Below are 17,557 nucleotides of genomic sequence, written 5' to 3'. Positions count from 1 at the left end.
GCAATCTCCTTGTGGAGAAACCGGTGTTTGCGCAGGCTGTGGCGGCATGGCTGAGGTACTGCACGTGGTCAAGCATCCGACCGGCTTCTATTCGGCGGGCGCTACGACCGTCTTCGCGTCGAGATACGACCAGAGATTCTCTTACTGCTTGTACGTCCCTTCCGCGCACGACCCGGACGGCGCCCCCCTGCCGCTCGCCGTGCTGCAGCACGGGACGGGCCGGCGCGGCCCGCAGTACCGCGACAACTTCGCCGCGTGGGCCGAGGAGCACGACTGCGTGGTGCTGGCCCCGCTCTTCCCCGCCGGTATCGGCGACGACCCCGACGACCTGCACGGCTTCAAGTTCCTCCGGTACGGCGACATCCGCTTCGACCACGCCCTGCTGGCCATCGTCGACGAGGTGGGCGAGCGCTTCAACGTACGGGCCGAGCGGTTCCTGCTGCACGGGTTCTCCGGCGGCGGCCAGTTCGTGCACCGGTTCGCCTACCTGCACCCCGACCGGCTCGCCGGATTGTCGATTGGTGCACCAGGGCGCATAACGTACATCGACCAGAACAGCCCGTGGTGGATCGGGCTGAAGGGGTTCGAGGAGGAGTTCGGCTGCGCCCCGAGGGTGGCCGAGCTGCGTGAGGTGCCGGTGCAGATGGTCGTGGGCAGTGCCGACGTGGAGACCTGGGAGATCAACAACCAGGGCGACTCCAACTGGATGGACGGCGCCGACACCCACGGCGTCACACGTGTCGCGCGGCTGACGGCGCTGCGCGACAACTACGCGGAGCACGGCATCGACGTGCGGTTCGACGTCGTGCCGGGCGTGGGCCACGACCCGATGCGGGTGCTCGAGCCGGTCAAGGACTTCTTCGCTTCGATCCTCACCCCCCGGGAGTCATCATGAAGATCAAATTGGTCGCCGCCCTCGCGGTGGCCGTCTCGCTCACCGGCTGTGCCGTGGGCGAGAGCGCCGACGCGGGCGGCACCTACCCGAGCAAGGCCCTGTCGATCATGGCGCCGGGCAGCCCCGGCGGCGGCTGGGACACCCGGGCCCGGGGCATCGCCAGCGCGCTCAGCGAGTGCAAGGTCGCCGACGTGGACGCCACGGTGACCAACGTGCCGGGCGCGGGCGGCACGATCGGGCTGGCCCAGTTCGTCAAGCGGCAGGGCGACCCCTACCAGCTCATGGTCATGGACAGCGTGACCATGCTGGGCGGCATCGTGAACAACAAGTCGCCGGTCGACCTGGCCACGCTGACTCCGGTGGCGGGGCTGAGCCGGGGGCCGAGCGCCTTCGTGGTGCCGAAGAAGTCGTCGTACCAGGATCTGAACGCGCTGCTCGACGCGATGAAGGCCAAGCCGCAGAGCATCAAGTGGACGGGCGGCTCGCTCGGCGCGCCCGGCCACATGACGGTGGCGGCGATGGCCAAGAGCAAGGGCCTGGAGGCCAAGGACATCAACTTCGTGCCCACCGCGGGCGGCGGCGAGTCCCTGAACCTGCTGCTCAGCGGCGCCGCTACGATCGGCGTGGACACCGTGGCCGAGCTGCGGCCGCAGATCGAGGCGGGCGAGCTGCGGGTGCTGGCCGTCGACTCCGCGCAGCGGGTCAACGGCATCGACGCCCCCACGATGAAGGAGCTCGGGCTGGGCGAGGAGGCGATCTCCACGCTGGCCGGCGTGCTGGCGCCGGCCGGGCTGTCGAAGGAGCAGCAGCAGGAGGTGGTCGGCCTGCTCGACAAGGTGCGCCAGACGACGTGCTGGAAGAAGGTCCTCGAACGCAACAACTGGACCGAGGACTGGAAGCCGGGCGCGGAGTTCGGCAAGGTCCTGGCCGAGCAGCGCACACAGGTCACCGCGATCCTGGGTGAGCTGGGGCTCGGCAAGTGACGCAGCGCATCGTCTCGCTCGGATTCCTGGCGGCGGCCGTGGTCGTGCTGGCCCAGGCGTTCGCGATCCCGCAGGGCAACGGCTATCAGGCCGTGGGGCCCCGGGCGTTCCCGCTGCTGGTGGGGGCGGGGCTGGCGGTGGTGTCGGTCATCGGCGTGGCCCAGGCCTTCAAGGCGGAGGCCGCCGCGGCCGAGGAGACCCACTGGCCGTCGGTGCTGATGCTGCTCGGGGCGCTGGCGGCGTACGCGCTGCTGCTCGTCCCCGTGGGCTACTGGCAGGCCACGACGGTGTTCTTCGTGGCCGTGGCCAGGGTGCTGGGCAGCCGGCGGCTGCTGCGCGACGTCCTGGCGGGGCTGGTGCTGGCGCTGGCGACGTACTTTCTGTTCGACCGGCTCCTCGGCATCACGCTGCCGCCTGGGCTGATCAGGCTGGCGATCTGACATGGACGTGCTCGCCAACCTGCTCGACGGCTTCGGCCACGCCCTGAGCCTGCAGAACCTGTTGCTGAGCATGCTCGGCGTGACCGTCGGCACGCTCGTGGGCGTGCTGCCGGGCCTCGGGCCCGCCACGACGATCGCGCTGCTGCTGCCGCTGACGTTCGTGTTCGATCCGGTCGGGGCGTTCGTGATGTTCGCCGGGATCTACTACGGCGGCATGTACGGCGGCTCGACCACCGCGATCCTGCTCAACATCCCGGGCGAGACCGCCTCCATCCCCACCACGCTCGAGGGCTATCCGATGGCCCGGCGGGGCAGGGCGGGGGCGGCGCTGGCGACGGCGGCCATCGGGTCGTTCGTGGCCGGGACGATCTCCACTGTCGTGATCACGTTCCTGGCCCCCGGCATGTCGAACATCGCCAAGCTCATCCAGCCCGCCGAGTATTTCTCGATCATGGTGCTCGCGTTCGTGACGGTCACGTCGCTGATGGGCGACTCGATCGTACGCGGGCTGTCGAGCCTGTTCCTCGGGCTGACGATCGGCATGGTCGGGATCGACCAGATGACCGGCCAGCCGCGGTTCGCTTTCGGCGTGCCCGAGCTGTACGAGGGCCTGTCGGTCGTGGCGGTCGCGGTCGGGCTGTTCGCGGTGGCGGAGGCGGTCTCCACGGCCGCCGCGCGGAACCGGCCTGAGCAGCCGCCCGTCACCCTGGACGGGAAGATCGGGATGACCCGGGAGGACTGGCGCAGGTCCTGGAAGCCGTGGCTGCGCGGGACGCTGTTCGGGCTGCCGATCGGGTCACTGCCCGCGGGCGGGGCCGAGCTGCCGACGTTCCTGAGCTACAACGTCGAGAAACGGCTGTCCAAGCACAAGGAGGAGTTCGGGCAGGGGGCCATCGAGGGCGTGGCGGGGCCGGAGGCGGCCAACAACGCGGCGTTCTCCGGTGTGCTGGTGCCGCTGCTCACGCTCGGCATCCCGACGTCGGCGACGGCGAGCATGCTGCTGATCGCGTTCCAGATCTACAACGTGCAACCCGGGCCGCAGCTCTTCGACCAGCAGCCGGTGCTGGTGTGGACGCTCATCGCGAGCCTCTACATCGGCAACGTGATGCTGCTGGTGCTGAACCTGCCGCTGATCCGGGTGTGGGTGAAGCTGCTGCGCGTGCCCGCGGCGCTGCTGACGGCCGCCATCCTCACGTTCGCGACGCTGGGGGTGTACTCGATCTCGCAGAGCGTGTTCGAGGTGCTCGTGGCCTACGGGTTCGGGCTGCTGGGGTGGGTGCTGCACCGGGCGCGCTATCCGGTGGCGCCGCTGATCCTGGGGGCGGTGCTGGGGCCGTTGATGGAGGTGCAGTTCCGGCGGGCGCTGGCGTTCAGCGAGGGGGATCCCTCGGTGTTCGTGACGCGGCCGATGTCGCTGGTCATCCTGCTCGTCGCCGTCGCCTGTCTGGTGGGGCCGGTGCTGGTACGGCGGCGGACGAGGAAGGCCCTGCCGGCCGCCTGAAAGCCCGAGGGCGCCGTGGAGTCGTCCACGGCGCCCTCGGTCATGTTCAGGCAGTCATGTTCAGGCTCCGACGGCCGCCTGGACGCGGTCGGCGGCTTCGGCGAGCGGGATCTCCGTCTTCTCGCCGGAGACGCGGTCGCGCAGCTCCACCACGCCCTGCGACAGCCCGCGCCCGACCACCACGATCGTCGGCAGGCCCAGCAGCTCGGCGTCCTTGAACTTCACGCCGGGCGAGACCTGGGGCCGGTCGTCCACCAGCACCCGCAGGCCGCGCGACTCCAGCTCGGCGCCCAGTTGCAGGGCGGCCTCCACCTGGTTCTCCTTGCCGGTGCCGACGATGTGCACGTCGGCGGGCGCGACCTCGCGCGGCCACACCAGGCCGAGCTGGTCGTAGGCCTGCTCGGCGATGACCGCCACCGCGCGGGAGACGCCGATGCCGTAGGAGCCCATGGTGATGCGGACGGGCTTGCCGTCGGGGCCGAGCGCGTCGAGGCCCGCCGCGTCCGCGTATTTGCGGCCGAGCTGGAAGATGTGGCCGATCTCGATGCCCCGGTCGATGGACAGCTCGGAGCCGCACCGGGGGCAGGCGTCGCCGGCGCGCACCTCGGCGGCCTCGATCGTGCCGTCGGGTACGAAGTCGCGGCCCGCGACCACGTTGACGGCGTGCTTGCCGGGCTCGTTGGCGCCCGTCACCCAGGACGTGCCCGTGACGACCCGGGGGTCGACGAGGTAGCGGATGCCGAGCTCGCGCAGGATCTGCGGGCCGATGTAGCCGCGGACGAGCCCGGGGTGCCTGGCGAAGTCGGCGGCCTCGAAGATGGCGGGCTCGCCGGGCGACAGCACCGCCTCCAGGCGCTTGAAGTCGACCTCTCGGTCGCCGGGCACGCCGATGATCAGCGTCTCGGCCTTGTCGGAGCCGGGCGTGGTGATCTTGACGACGACGTTCTTGAGGGTCTCGGCGGCGGTGACGGACAGGCCGTGGTGCTCGTTGACGTACGAGACCAGCGTCTCGATGGTCGGGGTGTCAGGGGTGTCGAGGACCTGGAGCGGCGCCGCGTCGTCGATCTCGCCGGCGGCGGGCGGGGTGGTCGTGACGGCCTCGGCGTTGGCGGCGTAGCCGCACGAGTGGCAGGCCACGAACGTGTCCTCGCCGGTGGGCGTGGGCGCGAGGAACTCCTCCGACGCCGACCCGCCCATCGCGCCCGACTGGGCGAACACGATCTTGTAGTCGATGCCGAGGCGGTCGAACGTCCTGATGTAGGTCTCGCGGTGCTGCTCGTAGGAGCGCTTGAGCCCGTCGTCGTCGAGGTCGAAGGAGTAGGAGTCCTTCATGAGGAACTCGCGGCCGCGCAGGATGCCCGCCCTGGGCCGCGCCTCGTCCCGGTATTTGGTCTGGATCTGGTAGAGAGTGACCGGATAGTCCTTGTAGGAGGAGTATTCGCCCTTGACCATGTCGGTGAAGAGCTCCTCGTGCGTGGGGCCGAGCAGGTAGTCGGCGCCCTTGCGGTCTTGGAGCCGGAACAGCGTGTCGCCGTATTCGGTCCAGCGGCCGGTCGCCTCGTAGTATTCGCGGGGCAGCAGAGCGGGGAAGAGCACCTCCTGGCCGCCCATCCGGTTCATCTCCTCGCGGACGATCCTGGCGACGTTCTCCAGCACCATCTTGCCGAGGGGGAGCCAGGAGTAGATGCCGGGCGCCACGCGGCGGACGTATCCGGCGCGGACCAGGAGCTTGTGGCTCGGGACTTCCGCGTCTGCCGGGTCGTCCCGCAGGGTGCGAAGAAACAACGACGACATGCGCAGCAACACGGCTACTCCTCGATCGAACCTGGATGTGAAGGACCTACAGGCTATCGAGTTGTGGGAGCCGTGCGCGCGGCCTTATCAGACCTCCAGGGGGATCCAGCCCGCCACGAAGGCCGCCAGGCCGACCGTGAACAGCCCGGCGAACAACGCCGAAGCCGCCAGCGCCCGCACCCGGCCCCGCGCGCTCCTGCGCAGCAGGAACACCAGGACGACGGACAGCAGCCCGATCACCAGCGCGGGCCCCGGCCAGAACGACCGCTCACTGCCGATGAAGCCGGGCGTGGATCGGTCTACCACGTCGGCGATCAGCGCCGCGCCGACCGCGCCCGCCGCGACGTCGCCCCAGGCGTCGTCCCTGCGCGTGCCGTACGCCAGCAGGCCCAGCGCCACGAGCAGGGCGAGGGTCCAGTTGAGCCCGGCGGCGCTGCCACCGATGATCTGGAAGGTGTCCTGACCGCGCAGCGCGCTCGCGCCCATGGCCGCGACCAGCGTCGACACCGCCGCGAGGAACGTGGTCAGCAGCGCCCACCCGAACCCCGACGCGCTCGCGCCCACGGCCAGCGAAAGGGCGAGATAGGCGTAGGGGTCGTAGACCTGCCCGATCCATGCGGTGTCGAGTCCGGCGACGAACATGCCCAGCAGGCCCACGGCCAGTCCCCCAAGGAAGGCCGCCAGCAAATGGCGTTCGATGGCGCGCTGCCGCCGATCGTATTCGGCGAAGTCGGCGTACTCGATGGTGGTGTTGTTCATCTCCATTACCTGGTCAACCCTCCCCCCGGTATTCATGGGGATGACCACTTTCAGATTATGTGACCCTACAGAAAAGGCAAATTTCGGTCATCCGCATATCAAAACAACCAATCGCTTGGTTAATATGCCTCTCGTGGCACTTCCCGATGAGCTCCGCGCCGTCGTCCGCGCCTATCTCACCGACCGCCCAGAGGCGCCGTGGCAGTCCTTCGCCCGCGATGTCGGGATCGCCGGGCTGCTGGTGCCCGAAGAGCACGGCGGGGCGGGATGCGGTCCGGCCGAAATGGCCGCCGTGGCCGAGGAACTGGGGCGGGCGCTGTCGCCGCATCCGTTCCTGCAGTCGGCGGTGATGGCCGTCGAGGCAGCCCGGGCGAGCGGGGCCGGGTGGCTGCTCGAAGCGCTGGCCGAAGGGGCGGTGACCGCGACCGTGGCGCTGCCGGGTGACGGCGACCTGCGGCTCGACGGGAAACTGCTCACGGGGGTGGTGCCGTACGCGCTGGCGGGCGAGATGGTGCTGGTCTACGCCGGAGGGCTGCTGGTGGAGGCGGTGCCGACGCGGCGGGTGCCGCACCGGACCGTGGACGAGAGCCGGCCGCTGCAGGAGCTGACCTTCCAGGACGTTCCGGTACGGCAGCTCGGCGACGACTCGTCGTGGGCCCGCGTCCGCGACCTCGGCATCGCCGCCCTGGCCGCCGAGCAGGTGGGCGGGGCGCAGCGGTGCCTGGAGATGGCGGTCGAGCACGCCGGGCGGCGGCACCAGTTCGGGCGGCCGATCGGGTCGTTCCAGGCGATCAAACACAAGCTCGCCGACCTGCTGCTCCTCGTGGAGTCCGCCCGGTCCGCGGCGGGGGCCGCGACCGGGGACGAGGTGTTCGCGGCGATCGCGGGGTCGTACTGTACGGAGGCCTATTTGGCGGCGGCGGGCGAGAACATCCAGGTGCACGGTGGCATCGGGATCACGTGGGAGCATCCTGCCCATCGCTACCTCAAGCGGGCCACCTCCGACGCGCAACTGTTCTGCCCCCCGCAGGCCCACCGCGCCCGCCTGGCGGGTCACGTCTTCGGCTGATTCCGCTCCTTCCCACGTGCGGCTGTCCGGCTTGTATGGCGGAGGTGGTCAGCCGGCTTCGAGGGCGTGTTCGCGGACCAGGTCGTGGAAGTGGTAGCGGCCCGGGGTGGTCTCCCGTAGGAGGTGTACGTCCAGGAGGCGTTCGAGAAGGCGGCTTGCCTGCGAGACGGTCGTGTCCAGGAGGGTCGCCGCGGTGTCGGCGGCGAAGTCCGGTTCGACGTGCAGGCTCAGGAGCCGGTACGCGCGTTTCGATGCCCTGGGAAGTTCGCGGTAGGAGAGGTCGAGGGCGGCGGTGACGCTGCGTTGGCCGGCCTCCAGCTCGGCCAGGCGCCGGTCGTGCCGGGCCAGACGTTCGAGTAGGTGTTCCACCGTCCACGCGGGATGGGCGCGTAGCCGGGCGGCGGCTATGCGGATGGCCAGGGGCAGCAGGCCGCACCTCCGTACGGTGGCCGCCAGCGTCCCGGCCGGTGCGCCCGCCACCTGGGCGGCCGCGGCGGTCCTGGTCAGGAGCGTGACGGCGGTCTCGACGGGCAGCACATCTAGCGACAGCGTACGGGCGTTGTCGAGGCCGGTCAGGCGGCGACGGCCGGTGATCAGCACGCGGCACTGCCGGCCGCCGGGCAGCAGTGGGCGCACCTGGGTCTCGTCGAGGGCGCCGTCCAGCACGATCAGGATCTTTCTGTCGGCCAGCAGTGTGCGGTAGAGCGCGGCACGATCTTCCAGGGGCTCCGGCACCAGGTCGCCGGGCACGCCCAGGGAGCGCAGCATGCGGCCGAGCGCGTCCTTCGGTTCGACGGGCGCCGTCCCCAGGGTGTGGCCGTGCAGGTCGAGGAAGAGTTGCCCGTCGGGGAAGCGGGCGGCGAGGCGGTGCGCCGCGTGCACGGCCAGCGCCGTCTTACCGACTCCCGCCATTCCGTCGATCGCGTGCACGGTCGGGGAGGCACAGGTGGGGGCGGCACCGGTCGGGGAAGCGCAGGTCGAGGACGCGCATCCGTGGTCGCCGTCCCAGCCGAACTCGGCCGGTGCGACCGGTTCGGTCAACTCGGCCAGGTCGGCCGACCGGCCGGTGAACGCCGCCACGTCGCCCGGCAACCCCCTCGGCACCGTCACCACGAGCTCGCCGGTCGGCAGGCCACTGCGGGTGAGGGCGGTAGGTGGGGTGCCGTGGGTGGGAGTGGTTGGTGGGATGCCTCGGGCGAGGGCGGTCAGTGTCGCCTGTTCCTCGGTGGTCAGGCTCAGCGCCTCGGCCAGGACCCGCAGTGACTCGCTGCGCGGGCGGCTCAGGGCGTCCGCTTCGAGGCGCCGGACCGTGCGGACGTTCAGCCCGGTCCGGTCCGCCAGTTGTTCCTGCGTCAGTAACGCGCGTTCGCGCCACCTCCGCAACAGGTCCCGTAACGCCGGCTCGCCTCTCGCTCCCATGACCCCGCCTCGTGTCCGGTCGATGTTCCGGATCACCAGTGTCGCGAACGGCCTCGTCCCGGGCGTCCGCCGCTGAGCGAAAGCCGGTCTACGCCCTCCGGCGTATTTCAGCCCCCGAGCAGTTCCTCCCAGGGATGGCGGGCGTTGGTGCGGCGGGTGGTGTCGAGGGCTTCGGCCAGGCGCCAGAAGCCGGGGCGGGCGCGTACGGTGGCCCGGCCCATGGGGTCGATGGCGCGCAGCTCGAACCGTACGCCCATCACGTCGAGCACGGCCGAACCGTCGCTTCCCGGCCCCACCTCGGTGACCAGCGAGTAGCCGGGGCCCGCCTCGGTGGCCGGTGAGTCGTCGTGGCCGGAGTCGCGCACCTGTTCGGCGAGCAGGCCGGCCACCTCCGACGCGTACGGCCCGTCGCGCCACTCGATGTGCCAGCTGTGGTCGGCGCCGCGCCACCAGGTCAGGTCGCGGCAGGACTCGATGAAGTCGGCCTCGGTGGCGAGCGCGGCCATCACGCGCCCGAACGCCTCGTAGCGCCGGTCGCCGGTGAGCGAGAGGTCGTCGCCGTGGTCGGGAAACGTGCCATCCTTCGGCCGCCGCAGCGCGTGCTTTCGCTTCACGAGCATCACTCTGATCGCCGCCGCGCCCTTCCCGCAAGTCTTTGCCGCTGATACGCTCTACCAAGCGAGCGCTTGGTTCACTAATTACGCCGGAGGCGCGATGACGTCCCTACGGATCAGCCTGGGGTATGAGCTGGAGGTCCGCGGTCGCACCCGCGAAGTAGAGCAGCGGGCGTTCCAGAACGTGATCGACCAGGTCGTACTGGGTGACGGTCTGGGATTCGACACGGCCTGGTTCGTGGAGCACCACTTCACGAGGGGCTTCTCCCACTCCTCCGCCCCCGACCTGGTCCTGGCCGCCATCTCGCAGCGCACCGAGCGCATCCACCTGGGGCTCGGCGTGGTGCTGCTGCCGTTCCAGTCCCCGATCCGCACCGCCGAGCGCGTCGCCACACTGGACGTGCTGAGCGGCGGCCGGGTGGAGTTCGGGACAGGAAGAGGGGCCTCGCCCCTGGAGTACCAGGCGTTCCAGCGGCCGTTCGAGAAGTCGCGGCAGATCTGGGAGGACACGCTGGAGGCCACGCTGGCCATCTGGCGCGCCGACGGCGAGCCGATCAGCAGGTCGAACGAGTTCTTCGAGATCCCCGACGTGGCCGTCTACCCGCGCCCGGCCCAGGAGCCCCATCCGCCGGTGTGGGTGGCCTCCACCTCGCTGGAGGGCTACCTGGCGGCCGCCAAGCACGGGTACAACCTGCTCGGCATGACGATGCTCAAGGGCATCGATGACGTCGCCGCCGATATCGCGAAATATCGGGAATGTTTGGCGGAGCATGGCTTCGACCCCGCCTCCCGGCGGATCGCCCTCATGATCCCGTGGTTCGTCGCCCCCACCCGCGACGAGGCCAACGCCACCGCCGCCGACCCCGTCCTCTGGTACATCCGCCGCCAGGTCAACCTCGTCACCCCGCCCGACTACTACGACGCCCGCCACGCCACCCACCGCGTGCTCGGGCAGCTCGCCGCCGGGCTGCCGCCGGACGAGGCGATGGCCACGCTGCGCGAGCACCTGATGGTCGTGGTGGACGACGTGGAGGGCTCGCGCAAGGCCCTGGCCAGGATCGCCGAGGCCGGGGCGACGGATCTGATCATCCAGGCGCAGGTGGGCGGGCTGGCGCACGAGCGGGTGTGCGATTCGATGAGGTTGTTCATGACCGAGGTGGTGCGCTGATGACGCCGTCCGGAGCGCGGTGGCTGACTCGGGACGATCTCGGGAGTGCCGGGCATTCCGCCGCCGGGCTGCTGCTCGTCTCTCCCGACGTCTCCAGCGTCTTCCCGATGGGTCCCGGTGACCGTACCGCGGCGGTGGACCTGACCGCGGCGGCGCTGCGCGAGGCGGGGGCCGGCGAGCGCGACCGCGTGGTCGTGGCACTCGCCGAGCCCGCCGGCGCGCTCTGGACCGAGGCCGCGGCCGCCACCGCCGGAGCGGCCGCCTGTGTGGGCCCGCGCGGCCGGATGCGCCTGCACCACGCGCTGACGGCACTGAAGGCCACCACGCTGGTCGCCACCCCGACGGGCGCGATGGACTTCCTGGCCCGGCTGCACCTGGAGTTCCTGCTGGACCCGCTGGACCTCGGCCTCAGGAACATCGTCCTGACCGGCGAGATCGCCTCGAAACGCACGATGAGCCACCTGGCGGGCGAGTTCGGGGCCCAGGTCACCGAGGTGCTCGCCAGCCCGTTCGGCGGCGGGGCGCTGGCCTGGCGGGCGTCGGAGGACGACCCGCTCACGCCGCTCGCCGACGGCCTGCTCGACCTGGCGGCGCTGGCCAAGGACGACGCGCCCGGCCCCGAGGCGGCGTACGCCGAGCTCGTCGTCACCCCGCGCCACCACTCGACGCTGGGCGACGCCGTGCTCAGGACCGGCCTGGTGGCCGCGGCGGGCGTGCCGGCGCACACCGTGGGCGAGCACGTGCTGGTCCGGGGCGTGTGGCTGGCGCTGCCCAGGATCGAGAAGGCGCTGGCGAAGATCGACGGCGTGACGGGCTGGGAGCTGGCGGTCAGCCGGCAGGGGACGCTGGACGCGGCGGTGCTCACGGTGACGTTCGGCCGGGAGAGCCTGGTGCGCAACCCCATGTGGAAGGCGCGGATCGAGCAGGCCGTACGCGCGCTGACCCCCCTGTCGATCACCGTCGAGATCGCCCGGGACGTCTCCGAGACCCCGGCGCCCGGCACGGTGAACGACTTGCGCGGCCACCATCTGGGAAGGGACCGCGCGCTGCTCACCTGAGGAGCTTCGATGGCACCGGAGGACTGGGGAACGCTCCCCCGCATGCTGCGTCACCAGGCCGGCCGTCATCCCGGCGACACCGTCGTGGCCGAGGGCGGCACGCGCCTGACCCTGTCCGGGCTGCTCGACGCCGCCGCGGAGACCGCGCGCGGGCTCCTCGCGCTCGGCGTGGCCCCCGGCGACCGGGTGGCGATGTGGGGCGTGAACTCGGCGTCCTGGGTGGCGCACGCGTTCGGGATCTGGGACGCGGGCGCGGTGATCGTGCCGCTCTCGTCCCGCTGCAAGGGCATCGAGGCCGCCCAGCTCATCGAGAAGACCGGCGCCAAGGTGCTGATCACCGGCGCGGGCCCGGCGGGCACCCCGCTGGCGGACCTGCTGCCGCCGCTCCCCGCGCTGCGCCACACCGCCGGCAAAGAGCTGACCGCGCTCGGCGCGCGGATTCCCGCGCGGGAGGCCGAGGCGCGGGCGCTCGCCGTCCGGCCCGAGGACCTGTGCGAGATCATGTCCACCTCCGGTACGACCGGCGCCCCCAAGGGCGTCATGCTCGACCACGCCCAGGTCTTACGCGGCTACTGGGACTGGTCGGAGATCGTCACCCTCGACGAGCACGACCGCTACCCGGTGATCGCGCCCTTCAGCCACGGGTTCGGGCTGAACGCCGGACTCATCGCGTGTGTGCTGCGCCGGGCCACGATGCTGCCGGTCCCGATCTTCTCGCCGGACGCGCTGATGTCGCTGATCGCCACCGAGCGGGTGAGCGTTCTGGCCGGGCCGCCCACGCTGTTCCACCGGCTGCTGGACGAGCTGGAGCGCGGCGCCTCGGACGTGTCGTCGCTGCGGGTGGCCATCTGCGGGGCCGCCGCCGTACCGGCCGAGCTGATCACGCGGCTGGTCGAGCGGGTGGGGCTGGAACGCATGATCAACGCGTACGGGCTGATGGAGGGCACGGTCGTCTCCATGACCAGGGCCGGCGACCCGATCGACGTGATCGCCGGCACCACCGGCAGGCCCGTGCCCGGCATCGAGGTCAAGATCGTCGGCGACGACGGCAAGGAGGTCGCGCCCGGCGAGCGCGGCGAGGTCCTGCAGCGCGGGTACGGCGTGATGCGCGGCTACTGGGACGAACCCGCCCGGACCGCCGAGGTCGTGGACGCGGACGGCTGGCTGCACACCGGCGACGTCGGCGTGCTGGACACGGCGGGCAACCTCGCGATCGTCGACCGCAAGAAGGAGCTCTACATCGTCAACGGGTTCAACGTCTCCCCCGCCGAGGTCGAGTCGCTCCTGCTGCGCGAGGGCTCGCTGGCGCAGGTGGCGGTCATCGGCGTGCCGGACCCGGCGTCGGGCGAGGCGGGCGTGGCCTACGCCGTCCCGAGGCCGGGTGTGACACCCGATCCGGCGGGGCTGCTCGCGTGGGCGAAGGACAACATGTCCAACTACAAGATCCCGAAGCGGGTCATCGTGGTGGACGACCTCCCGGCCAACGCCAACGGCAAGATCGACAAGCTGGCGCTGCGCCGCCGGCAGGCTTCGGGCGAGTAGCGTAGAAGTGCGCCTGTTGCCCCAGGAGCCGCCATGTTGCGCCTGCTTGCCGGGGAGGCCGCACGCAGGTTCGGGGCGCGCGCGGCCGTGATCACCGGATCGTCCACACTGTCCTTCGCCGACCTCGACCGGCTCTCCGACGAAGTGGCCGCCGGTCTGGCGCACCGCGGCGTCCGGATCGGCGACGTCGTGGTCGTGGCGCTGCCCGACGGGCCCGAGTTCGTGATCTGCTACGTGGCGGCGGCCAAGATCGGCGCGGTCACCGCGGGCCTCGGGACCGAGCGCCTGGACCTGATGGCCGGGCTGGACCCGGCCCTCGTCATCACCGGCCCCAAGGGGCTGCCCGCGCGGCCCGGGCTCGACGTGATCCGGCTGCCCCTCGAACGGGGCTCCTACGATCTGGCCCGGCTGCGCAGGGCCGAGGCGCCGCCACCGCCGTTCCCGCCGGATCCCGGGCGGCCCGTGGTGATCACGTTCACGTCGGGCCGGACGGGACCGCCGAAGGGCGTGGTGTTCGGGAACCGGCAGCTCGAAGCCATCCGGGCGCACGGGGCGGGGGCGCGGTGGGGTACGGGGGACGCGCGGCTGATGCCGTACGCGCTGGGGCGGGTGGGGTTCGCCACGCGGCTGCCGGTGTTCCTCCAGACCGGGCGGACCTGTCATGTGCTGCCCGAATGGAGCCCGGAGGCGGCGCTGCGCCATCTCCGCGAGCACGGCGTCCCGGTGCTGCAGGGGAGCCCGTACCAGCTCGCGGGGGTTCTGGAGCGCGACGAGGACCTGCCGGGCCTGACGCTCATCCTGTCCAGCGGCGCCCCCGCCACACCCGGACTGATCACCGCGTTGCGCGACAGGTACGGCGTGCCCGTGTGCAACCGCTACATCTGCACCGAAGCCGGGCTGGGACTCGGCACCAGGCCCGACGACCCTCCCGAGGACGCGGAAGTGAGTGTCGGCAGGCCACGCGGCGGCGTGGACGTCTCGATCAGGGACGCACAGGGCCGTGTTCTGCCCTGTGAGGACCAGGGTGAGGTGCTTCTCCGCTCAGAAGCGGTGATGAGCGGCTACGTTGGCAACAGCCCCGATCACGCGGTATTCGCCAGGGACGGGTTCATCCGCACCGGCGACCGGGGATACATCGATCACACCGGCCGGTTGCATCTGGTGGGACGCGTGTCTCATGCAGCCGAGTCTTAGGAGGCAGCGTGGCGTTGCACGTGGCGGTCATCGGGTCGGGCCCGGCCGGGATCTACACGGCCGAAGCGCTCGTCAAGCAGTCGGCCGAGCCGGTCGAAGTGGACGTGATCGAGCGCCTGCCGACCCCGTACGGGCTGGTCAGGTACGGTGTGGCGCCAGACCACACCTCGATCAAGTCGATCGCGAACTACCTGCGGAGGGTGCTGGAGCTGCCCCAGGTCCGTTTCCTGGGCGGCGTCACGCTCGGCACGGACGTGTCGGTGGAAGACCTGCTCGGCGCCTACGACGCGGTGGTCTACTGCACGGGCGCGATGGTCGACAGAAGGCTCGGCATCCCCGGCGAGGACCTGCCAGGGAGTGTGGCGGCGACCGACTTCGTCAACTGGTACTGCGGCCATCCCGACGTCGACCCCGGCCGGTTCACGCTCGACAGCCCCGAGATCGCGGTCATCGGCGTCGGCAACGTGGCGGTCGACGTGGTCCGCGTGCTGGCCAAGACCTCCGCGGAGCTGAGCTCCACCGACGTGCCGCACGAGGTGCTCGAACGCCTTGAGGCGAGCCAGGTCAAGGCCATCCACATGGTCGGCCGCCGTGGCCCCGAGCACGCCAAGTTCACCCTGAAGGAGCTGCGCGAGCTCGGCGAGGTGGCCAACGCCGACGTCTGCGTGCGGCCCGAGGAGTCCGTCGTCCTGGGCGGCGACTTCCCGCGCCAGGTGCAGGGCAACATCAACATCCTGCGGTCGTGGGCCGCCCGCGAGCCGGTCGGCCGCCCGCGCCGCCTCGACGTACGTTTCTGGCTGCGGCCCGTCGAGATCCTCGGCACCGACCGGGTCGAGGGGCTCAGGCTGGAGCGCACCCGCCTGTCGGAGAAGGGGCGCGTGGTCGGCACCGGCGAGTTCGAGACGCTGCCGGTCGGCATGGTGCTGCGCTCGGTGGGTTACCAGAGCGTGCCCCTGCCCGGGGTGCCGTTCTCCGAGAAGACCATGACGGTGCCGAACGAGGCCGGGCGCGTACGCGAGCGCGAATATGTGGCGGGCTGGCTCAAACGCGGGCCTACCGGGGTGATCGGCACCAACAAGTCCGACGCCGCCGAAACGGTCCGCACGCTGCTGGCCGACCTCGCGGGCACCGAGTCCACCCGGCACACCGATATCGACGCGCTGCTGACCTCACGGGGTCTGCGGCCGGTGACGTACGAGGAGTGGCAGGCCATCGAGGCGGCCGAGGGCGAGCTGGCCAAGTCGCTGAGCCGGGGCGATCGCGTCAAGCTCGTCGGCCTCGCGGCCATGCTCCGTGCCTGCCGTCCCTGAGGGGTTCGCGGCGGCGTACCGGGTCCAGCAGGCCCGCTACCCCGCCGCCGACCCGGCCTGGCAACCCGTCCACACCGTCTACGTGCCCGCCGACCGCTTCTCCGCGGGCACGGTCGCCGAGTGGGGCGGCCAGGCGTCGTCCCTGGTCAAAGCCCACCTGCCGGGCTCTGACGCGCTCGCCGAGGTGTTCGGCGTGCCCGCCGGGCTCGCCGGAGCCGTCCACGAGAGGGTGCTGCGCAAGCTCGCCACCGAGCCCGTCGAGGACGTGCGGATCGACTTCGAGGACGGCTACGGCGTGCGTCCCGGCGCCGAGGAGGACGCGCACGCCGACGCGGCGGTGGCGGCGGTCGTCGCGATGCGCGCGGCCGGGACACTGCCCCGCCGGTGGGGGCCGCGGGTGAAGTCGTTCGCCGACGGCGATCCCGAGCGGTCGGTACGCACCCTCGAACGGTTCGTCACCGGGATCGTCGAAGGGGCCGGGGAGTTGCCCGCCGGGTTCACGGTGACCTTTCCCAAGGTGCTGATGGAGGCGTACCTGGGCCAGTTCGCGCAGGTGCTGGAACGGCTGGAGGCCGGGACGCGGCTGCGGTTCGAGATGCAGGTGGAGGCGCCGCAGACGCTGGCGTTCCTGCGCGGCGACCTGAACGAGGGGCTGGGCGGGCGGCTGGCGGCGGCGCACTTCGGGGTGTTCGACTACACGGCCGCCCTCGGGCTGCCGCCGCACGAGCAGCGGCTCGACCATCCGGCGTGCGACCACGCCCGGCACGTGATGCAGACGGCGTTCGCGGGGACGGGGGTGGAGCTGTCCGACGGGTCGCTGGCGGCCTCGCCCGCCTCGGATCAGGCCGGCGACGTGCACGACCTGTGGCGGCGGCACGCCGCGCTGGTGGAGCACTCGCTGCGGCACGGCTACTACCAGGGGTGGGACATGCACCCGTCACACCTGGTCAGCCGATACGTCACCGTCTACGCCTTCCACCTGGCCCGCTACGACTCCTATCGGGAGCGGGTCCGGGCCTGGGAGGAGCGGCGGGCGGCCGGGGGCGGCGTCATGGACGAGCCGGCCACGATCCGCACCCTCACCGCGGCCCTTCGCCGCGCCGACCTGGCACTCCCCTGACTCAGTCGCGCTCCACCAGGGCGCGCCACTGGCGCACCAGGCGCCATTCGACGGGGTCCGACCAGCTCGCGCGGACGGCCGAGCCGACGTGGAAGGCGCGGATGCCGTAGTCGAGCAGGGAGGGCACGTACGCCGGCTTCAGCCCGCCACCGGCCAGGATGATCGAGCCGTCACCCGCGTCCGCGCGCGCCTTCAGCAGCGAAAGGCCCGCCCCCACCCCGGTCGGCGACCCGGAGGTGAGCACGGTGGCGAGGTTGGGCAGCAGCCGCACGGCCCGCCAGGCCGCCTGGACGTCGGCGGCGTGATCCACGGCGCGGTGGAACGTCCACGGGAGCGGGGAGACCGCGTGGATGAGCGCCTCGGTGGCCGTCAGGTCGACCGCGCCCGCGCCGTCGAGGAACCCGAACACGAACCCGGCCGCGCCGGCCTGCGCCAGGGCCTTGGCGTCGCGGCGCAGGCGGTCGAGCACGTCGGGGTCGGCGGCGAAGTTCGCGTCGCAGCGGAGCATCACCATCTGGGGAAGGGGGCATTCCGCGGCGATCGCGGCGACCGTCTCCGGCGAGGGGGTCAACCCGTCGGCCGCCATGTCGGCGACGACCTCCAGCCGGTCGGCGCCGCCCTGTTCGGCGGCTACGGCGTCGCGCACGTTGAGCGCGATCACCTCGAGCAGGGATCCGGTCATGGAGGAGAG

At 71.5% G+C, this 17,557-nt stretch carries 16 protein-coding genes; 11 read left to right on the top strand and 5 right to left on the bottom strand.

What is annotated here, in order from left to right:
- The first annotated feature begins 46 nt into the window (after positions 1-46).
- From C4V41_RS01045 to C4V41_RS01030, 4 genes are read left to right on the top strand one after another with little or no spacing between them, the layout of a single operon-like run.
- The gene (locus C4V41_RS01045; protein WP_103953804.1) at positions 47-895 is read left to right on the top strand and encodes a hydrolase; all 849 of its coding nucleotides are present in this window, start codon (positions 47-49) and stop codon (positions 893-895) included.
- Complete coding sequence (locus C4V41_RS01040) at positions 892-1,878, top strand: Bug family tripartite tricarboxylate transporter substrate binding protein (protein WP_103953803.1); 987 nt, start codon at positions 892-894, stop codon at positions 1,876-1,878. Before C4V41_RS01045 ends, C4V41_RS01040 begins: the two co-directional genes overlap by 4 nt.
- Entirely contained in the window at positions 1,875-2,318 is a 444-nt protein-coding gene (locus C4V41_RS01035; protein ID WP_103953802.1) for a tripartite tricarboxylate transporter TctB family protein, read from the top strand. Before C4V41_RS01040 ends, C4V41_RS01035 begins: the two co-directional genes overlap by 4 nt.
- Before the next feature lies 1 nt (position 2,319).
- Positions 2,320-3,819, top strand: a complete 1,500-nt coding sequence (locus tag C4V41_RS01030) for a tripartite tricarboxylate transporter permease (protein WP_103953801.1) — start codon at positions 2,320-2,322, stop codon at positions 3,817-3,819.
- A gap of 60 nt (positions 3,820-3,879) precedes the next feature.
- Here C4V41_RS01030 and C4V41_RS01025 read toward each other — a convergent pair whose 3' ends face one another.
- Positions 3,880-5,625, bottom strand: a complete 1,746-nt coding sequence (locus C4V41_RS01025; protein ID WP_200823673.1) for a proline--tRNA ligase — start codon at positions 5,623-5,625, stop codon at positions 3,880-3,882.
- A 75-nt stretch (positions 5,626-5,700) separates the two neighbouring features.
- Entirely contained in the window at positions 5,701-6,372 is a 672-nt protein-coding gene (locus C4V41_RS01020; protein ID WP_146103486.1) for a hypothetical protein, read from the bottom strand.
- A 124-nt stretch (positions 6,373-6,496) separates the two neighbouring features.
- Between C4V41_RS01020 and C4V41_RS01015 the strand changes: the two genes are divergently transcribed.
- Positions 6,497-7,441: an acyl-CoA dehydrogenase family protein gene (locus C4V41_RS01015; protein WP_103953799.1), complete on the top strand. Its 945-nt coding sequence runs from the start codon at positions 6,497-6,499 to the stop codon at positions 7,439-7,441.
- A gap of 48 nt (positions 7,442-7,489) precedes the next feature.
- Here C4V41_RS01015 and C4V41_RS01010 read toward each other — a convergent pair whose 3' ends face one another.
- Positions 7,490-8,860 (bottom strand): helix-turn-helix domain-containing protein, encoded by a 1,371-nt coding sequence (locus tag C4V41_RS01010; RefSeq protein ID WP_103953798.1) that lies wholly within the window; start codon positions 8,858-8,860, stop codon positions 7,490-7,492.
- Between the two features lie 107 nt (positions 8,861-8,967).
- Positions 8,968-9,480, bottom strand: a complete 513-nt coding sequence (locus C4V41_RS01005; RefSeq protein ID WP_103953797.1) for a hypothetical protein — start codon at positions 9,478-9,480, stop codon at positions 8,968-8,970.
- A 94-nt stretch (positions 9,481-9,574) separates the two neighbouring features.
- Here C4V41_RS01005 and C4V41_RS01000 point away from each other — a divergent pair, with 94 nt between their 5' ends.
- Genes C4V41_RS01000 through C4V41_RS00975 form a run of 6 tightly spaced genes read left to right on the top strand, consistent with a single transcriptional unit; the run spans position 9,575 to position 16,866 of the window.
- Positions 9,575-10,642 (top strand): LLM class flavin-dependent oxidoreductase, encoded by a 1,068-nt coding sequence (locus tag C4V41_RS01000; RefSeq protein ID WP_103953796.1) that lies wholly within the window; start codon positions 9,575-9,577, stop codon positions 10,640-10,642.
- Entirely contained in the window at positions 10,642-11,700 is a 1,059-nt protein-coding gene (locus C4V41_RS00995; protein WP_103953795.1) for a phenylacetate--CoA ligase family protein, read from the top strand. The genes C4V41_RS01000 and C4V41_RS00995 overlap by 1 nt, the downstream gene beginning before the upstream one ends.
- Before the next feature lie 9 nt (positions 11,701-11,709).
- Complete coding sequence (locus C4V41_RS00990) at positions 11,710-13,242, top strand: AMP-binding protein (RefSeq protein ID WP_235029841.1); 1,533 nt, start codon at positions 11,710-11,712, stop codon at positions 13,240-13,242.
- Positions 13,243-13,275: 33 nt separating this feature from the next.
- Complete coding sequence (locus tag C4V41_RS00985; RefSeq protein ID WP_103953794.1) at positions 13,276-14,436, top strand: class I adenylate-forming enzyme family protein; 1,161 nt, start codon at positions 13,276-13,278, stop codon at positions 14,434-14,436.
- Positions 14,437-14,444: 8 nt separating this feature from the next.
- On the top strand, positions 14,445-15,746 hold the full coding sequence (locus C4V41_RS00980) for an FAD-dependent oxidoreductase (RefSeq protein WP_235029840.1): 1,302 nt from the start codon (positions 14,445-14,447) through the stop codon (positions 15,744-15,746).
- Positions 15,730-16,866, top strand: a complete 1,137-nt coding sequence (locus tag C4V41_RS00975; RefSeq protein ID WP_103953793.1) for a DUF6986 family protein — start codon at positions 15,730-15,732, stop codon at positions 16,864-16,866. The genes C4V41_RS00980 and C4V41_RS00975 overlap by 17 nt, the downstream gene beginning before the upstream one ends.
- A gap of 1 nt (position 16,867) precedes the next feature.
- On the opposite strand, the gene C4V41_RS00970 is transcribed toward C4V41_RS00975, so the two are convergent.
- Entirely contained in the window at positions 16,868-17,548 is a 681-nt protein-coding gene (locus C4V41_RS00970; RefSeq protein ID WP_103953792.1) for a copper homeostasis protein CutC, read from the bottom strand.
- Positions 17,549-17,557 lie beyond the last annotated feature (9 nt).

The organism is Nonomuraea solani (genome assembly GCF_900108335.1).
Taxonomy (GTDB): Bacteria; Actinomycetota; Actinomycetes; order Streptosporangiales; family Streptosporangiaceae; genus Nonomuraea; species Nonomuraea solani.
Note: the sequence above shows the minus strand (reverse complement) of the source record. Positions and strands in the feature narration are given on the sequence as shown.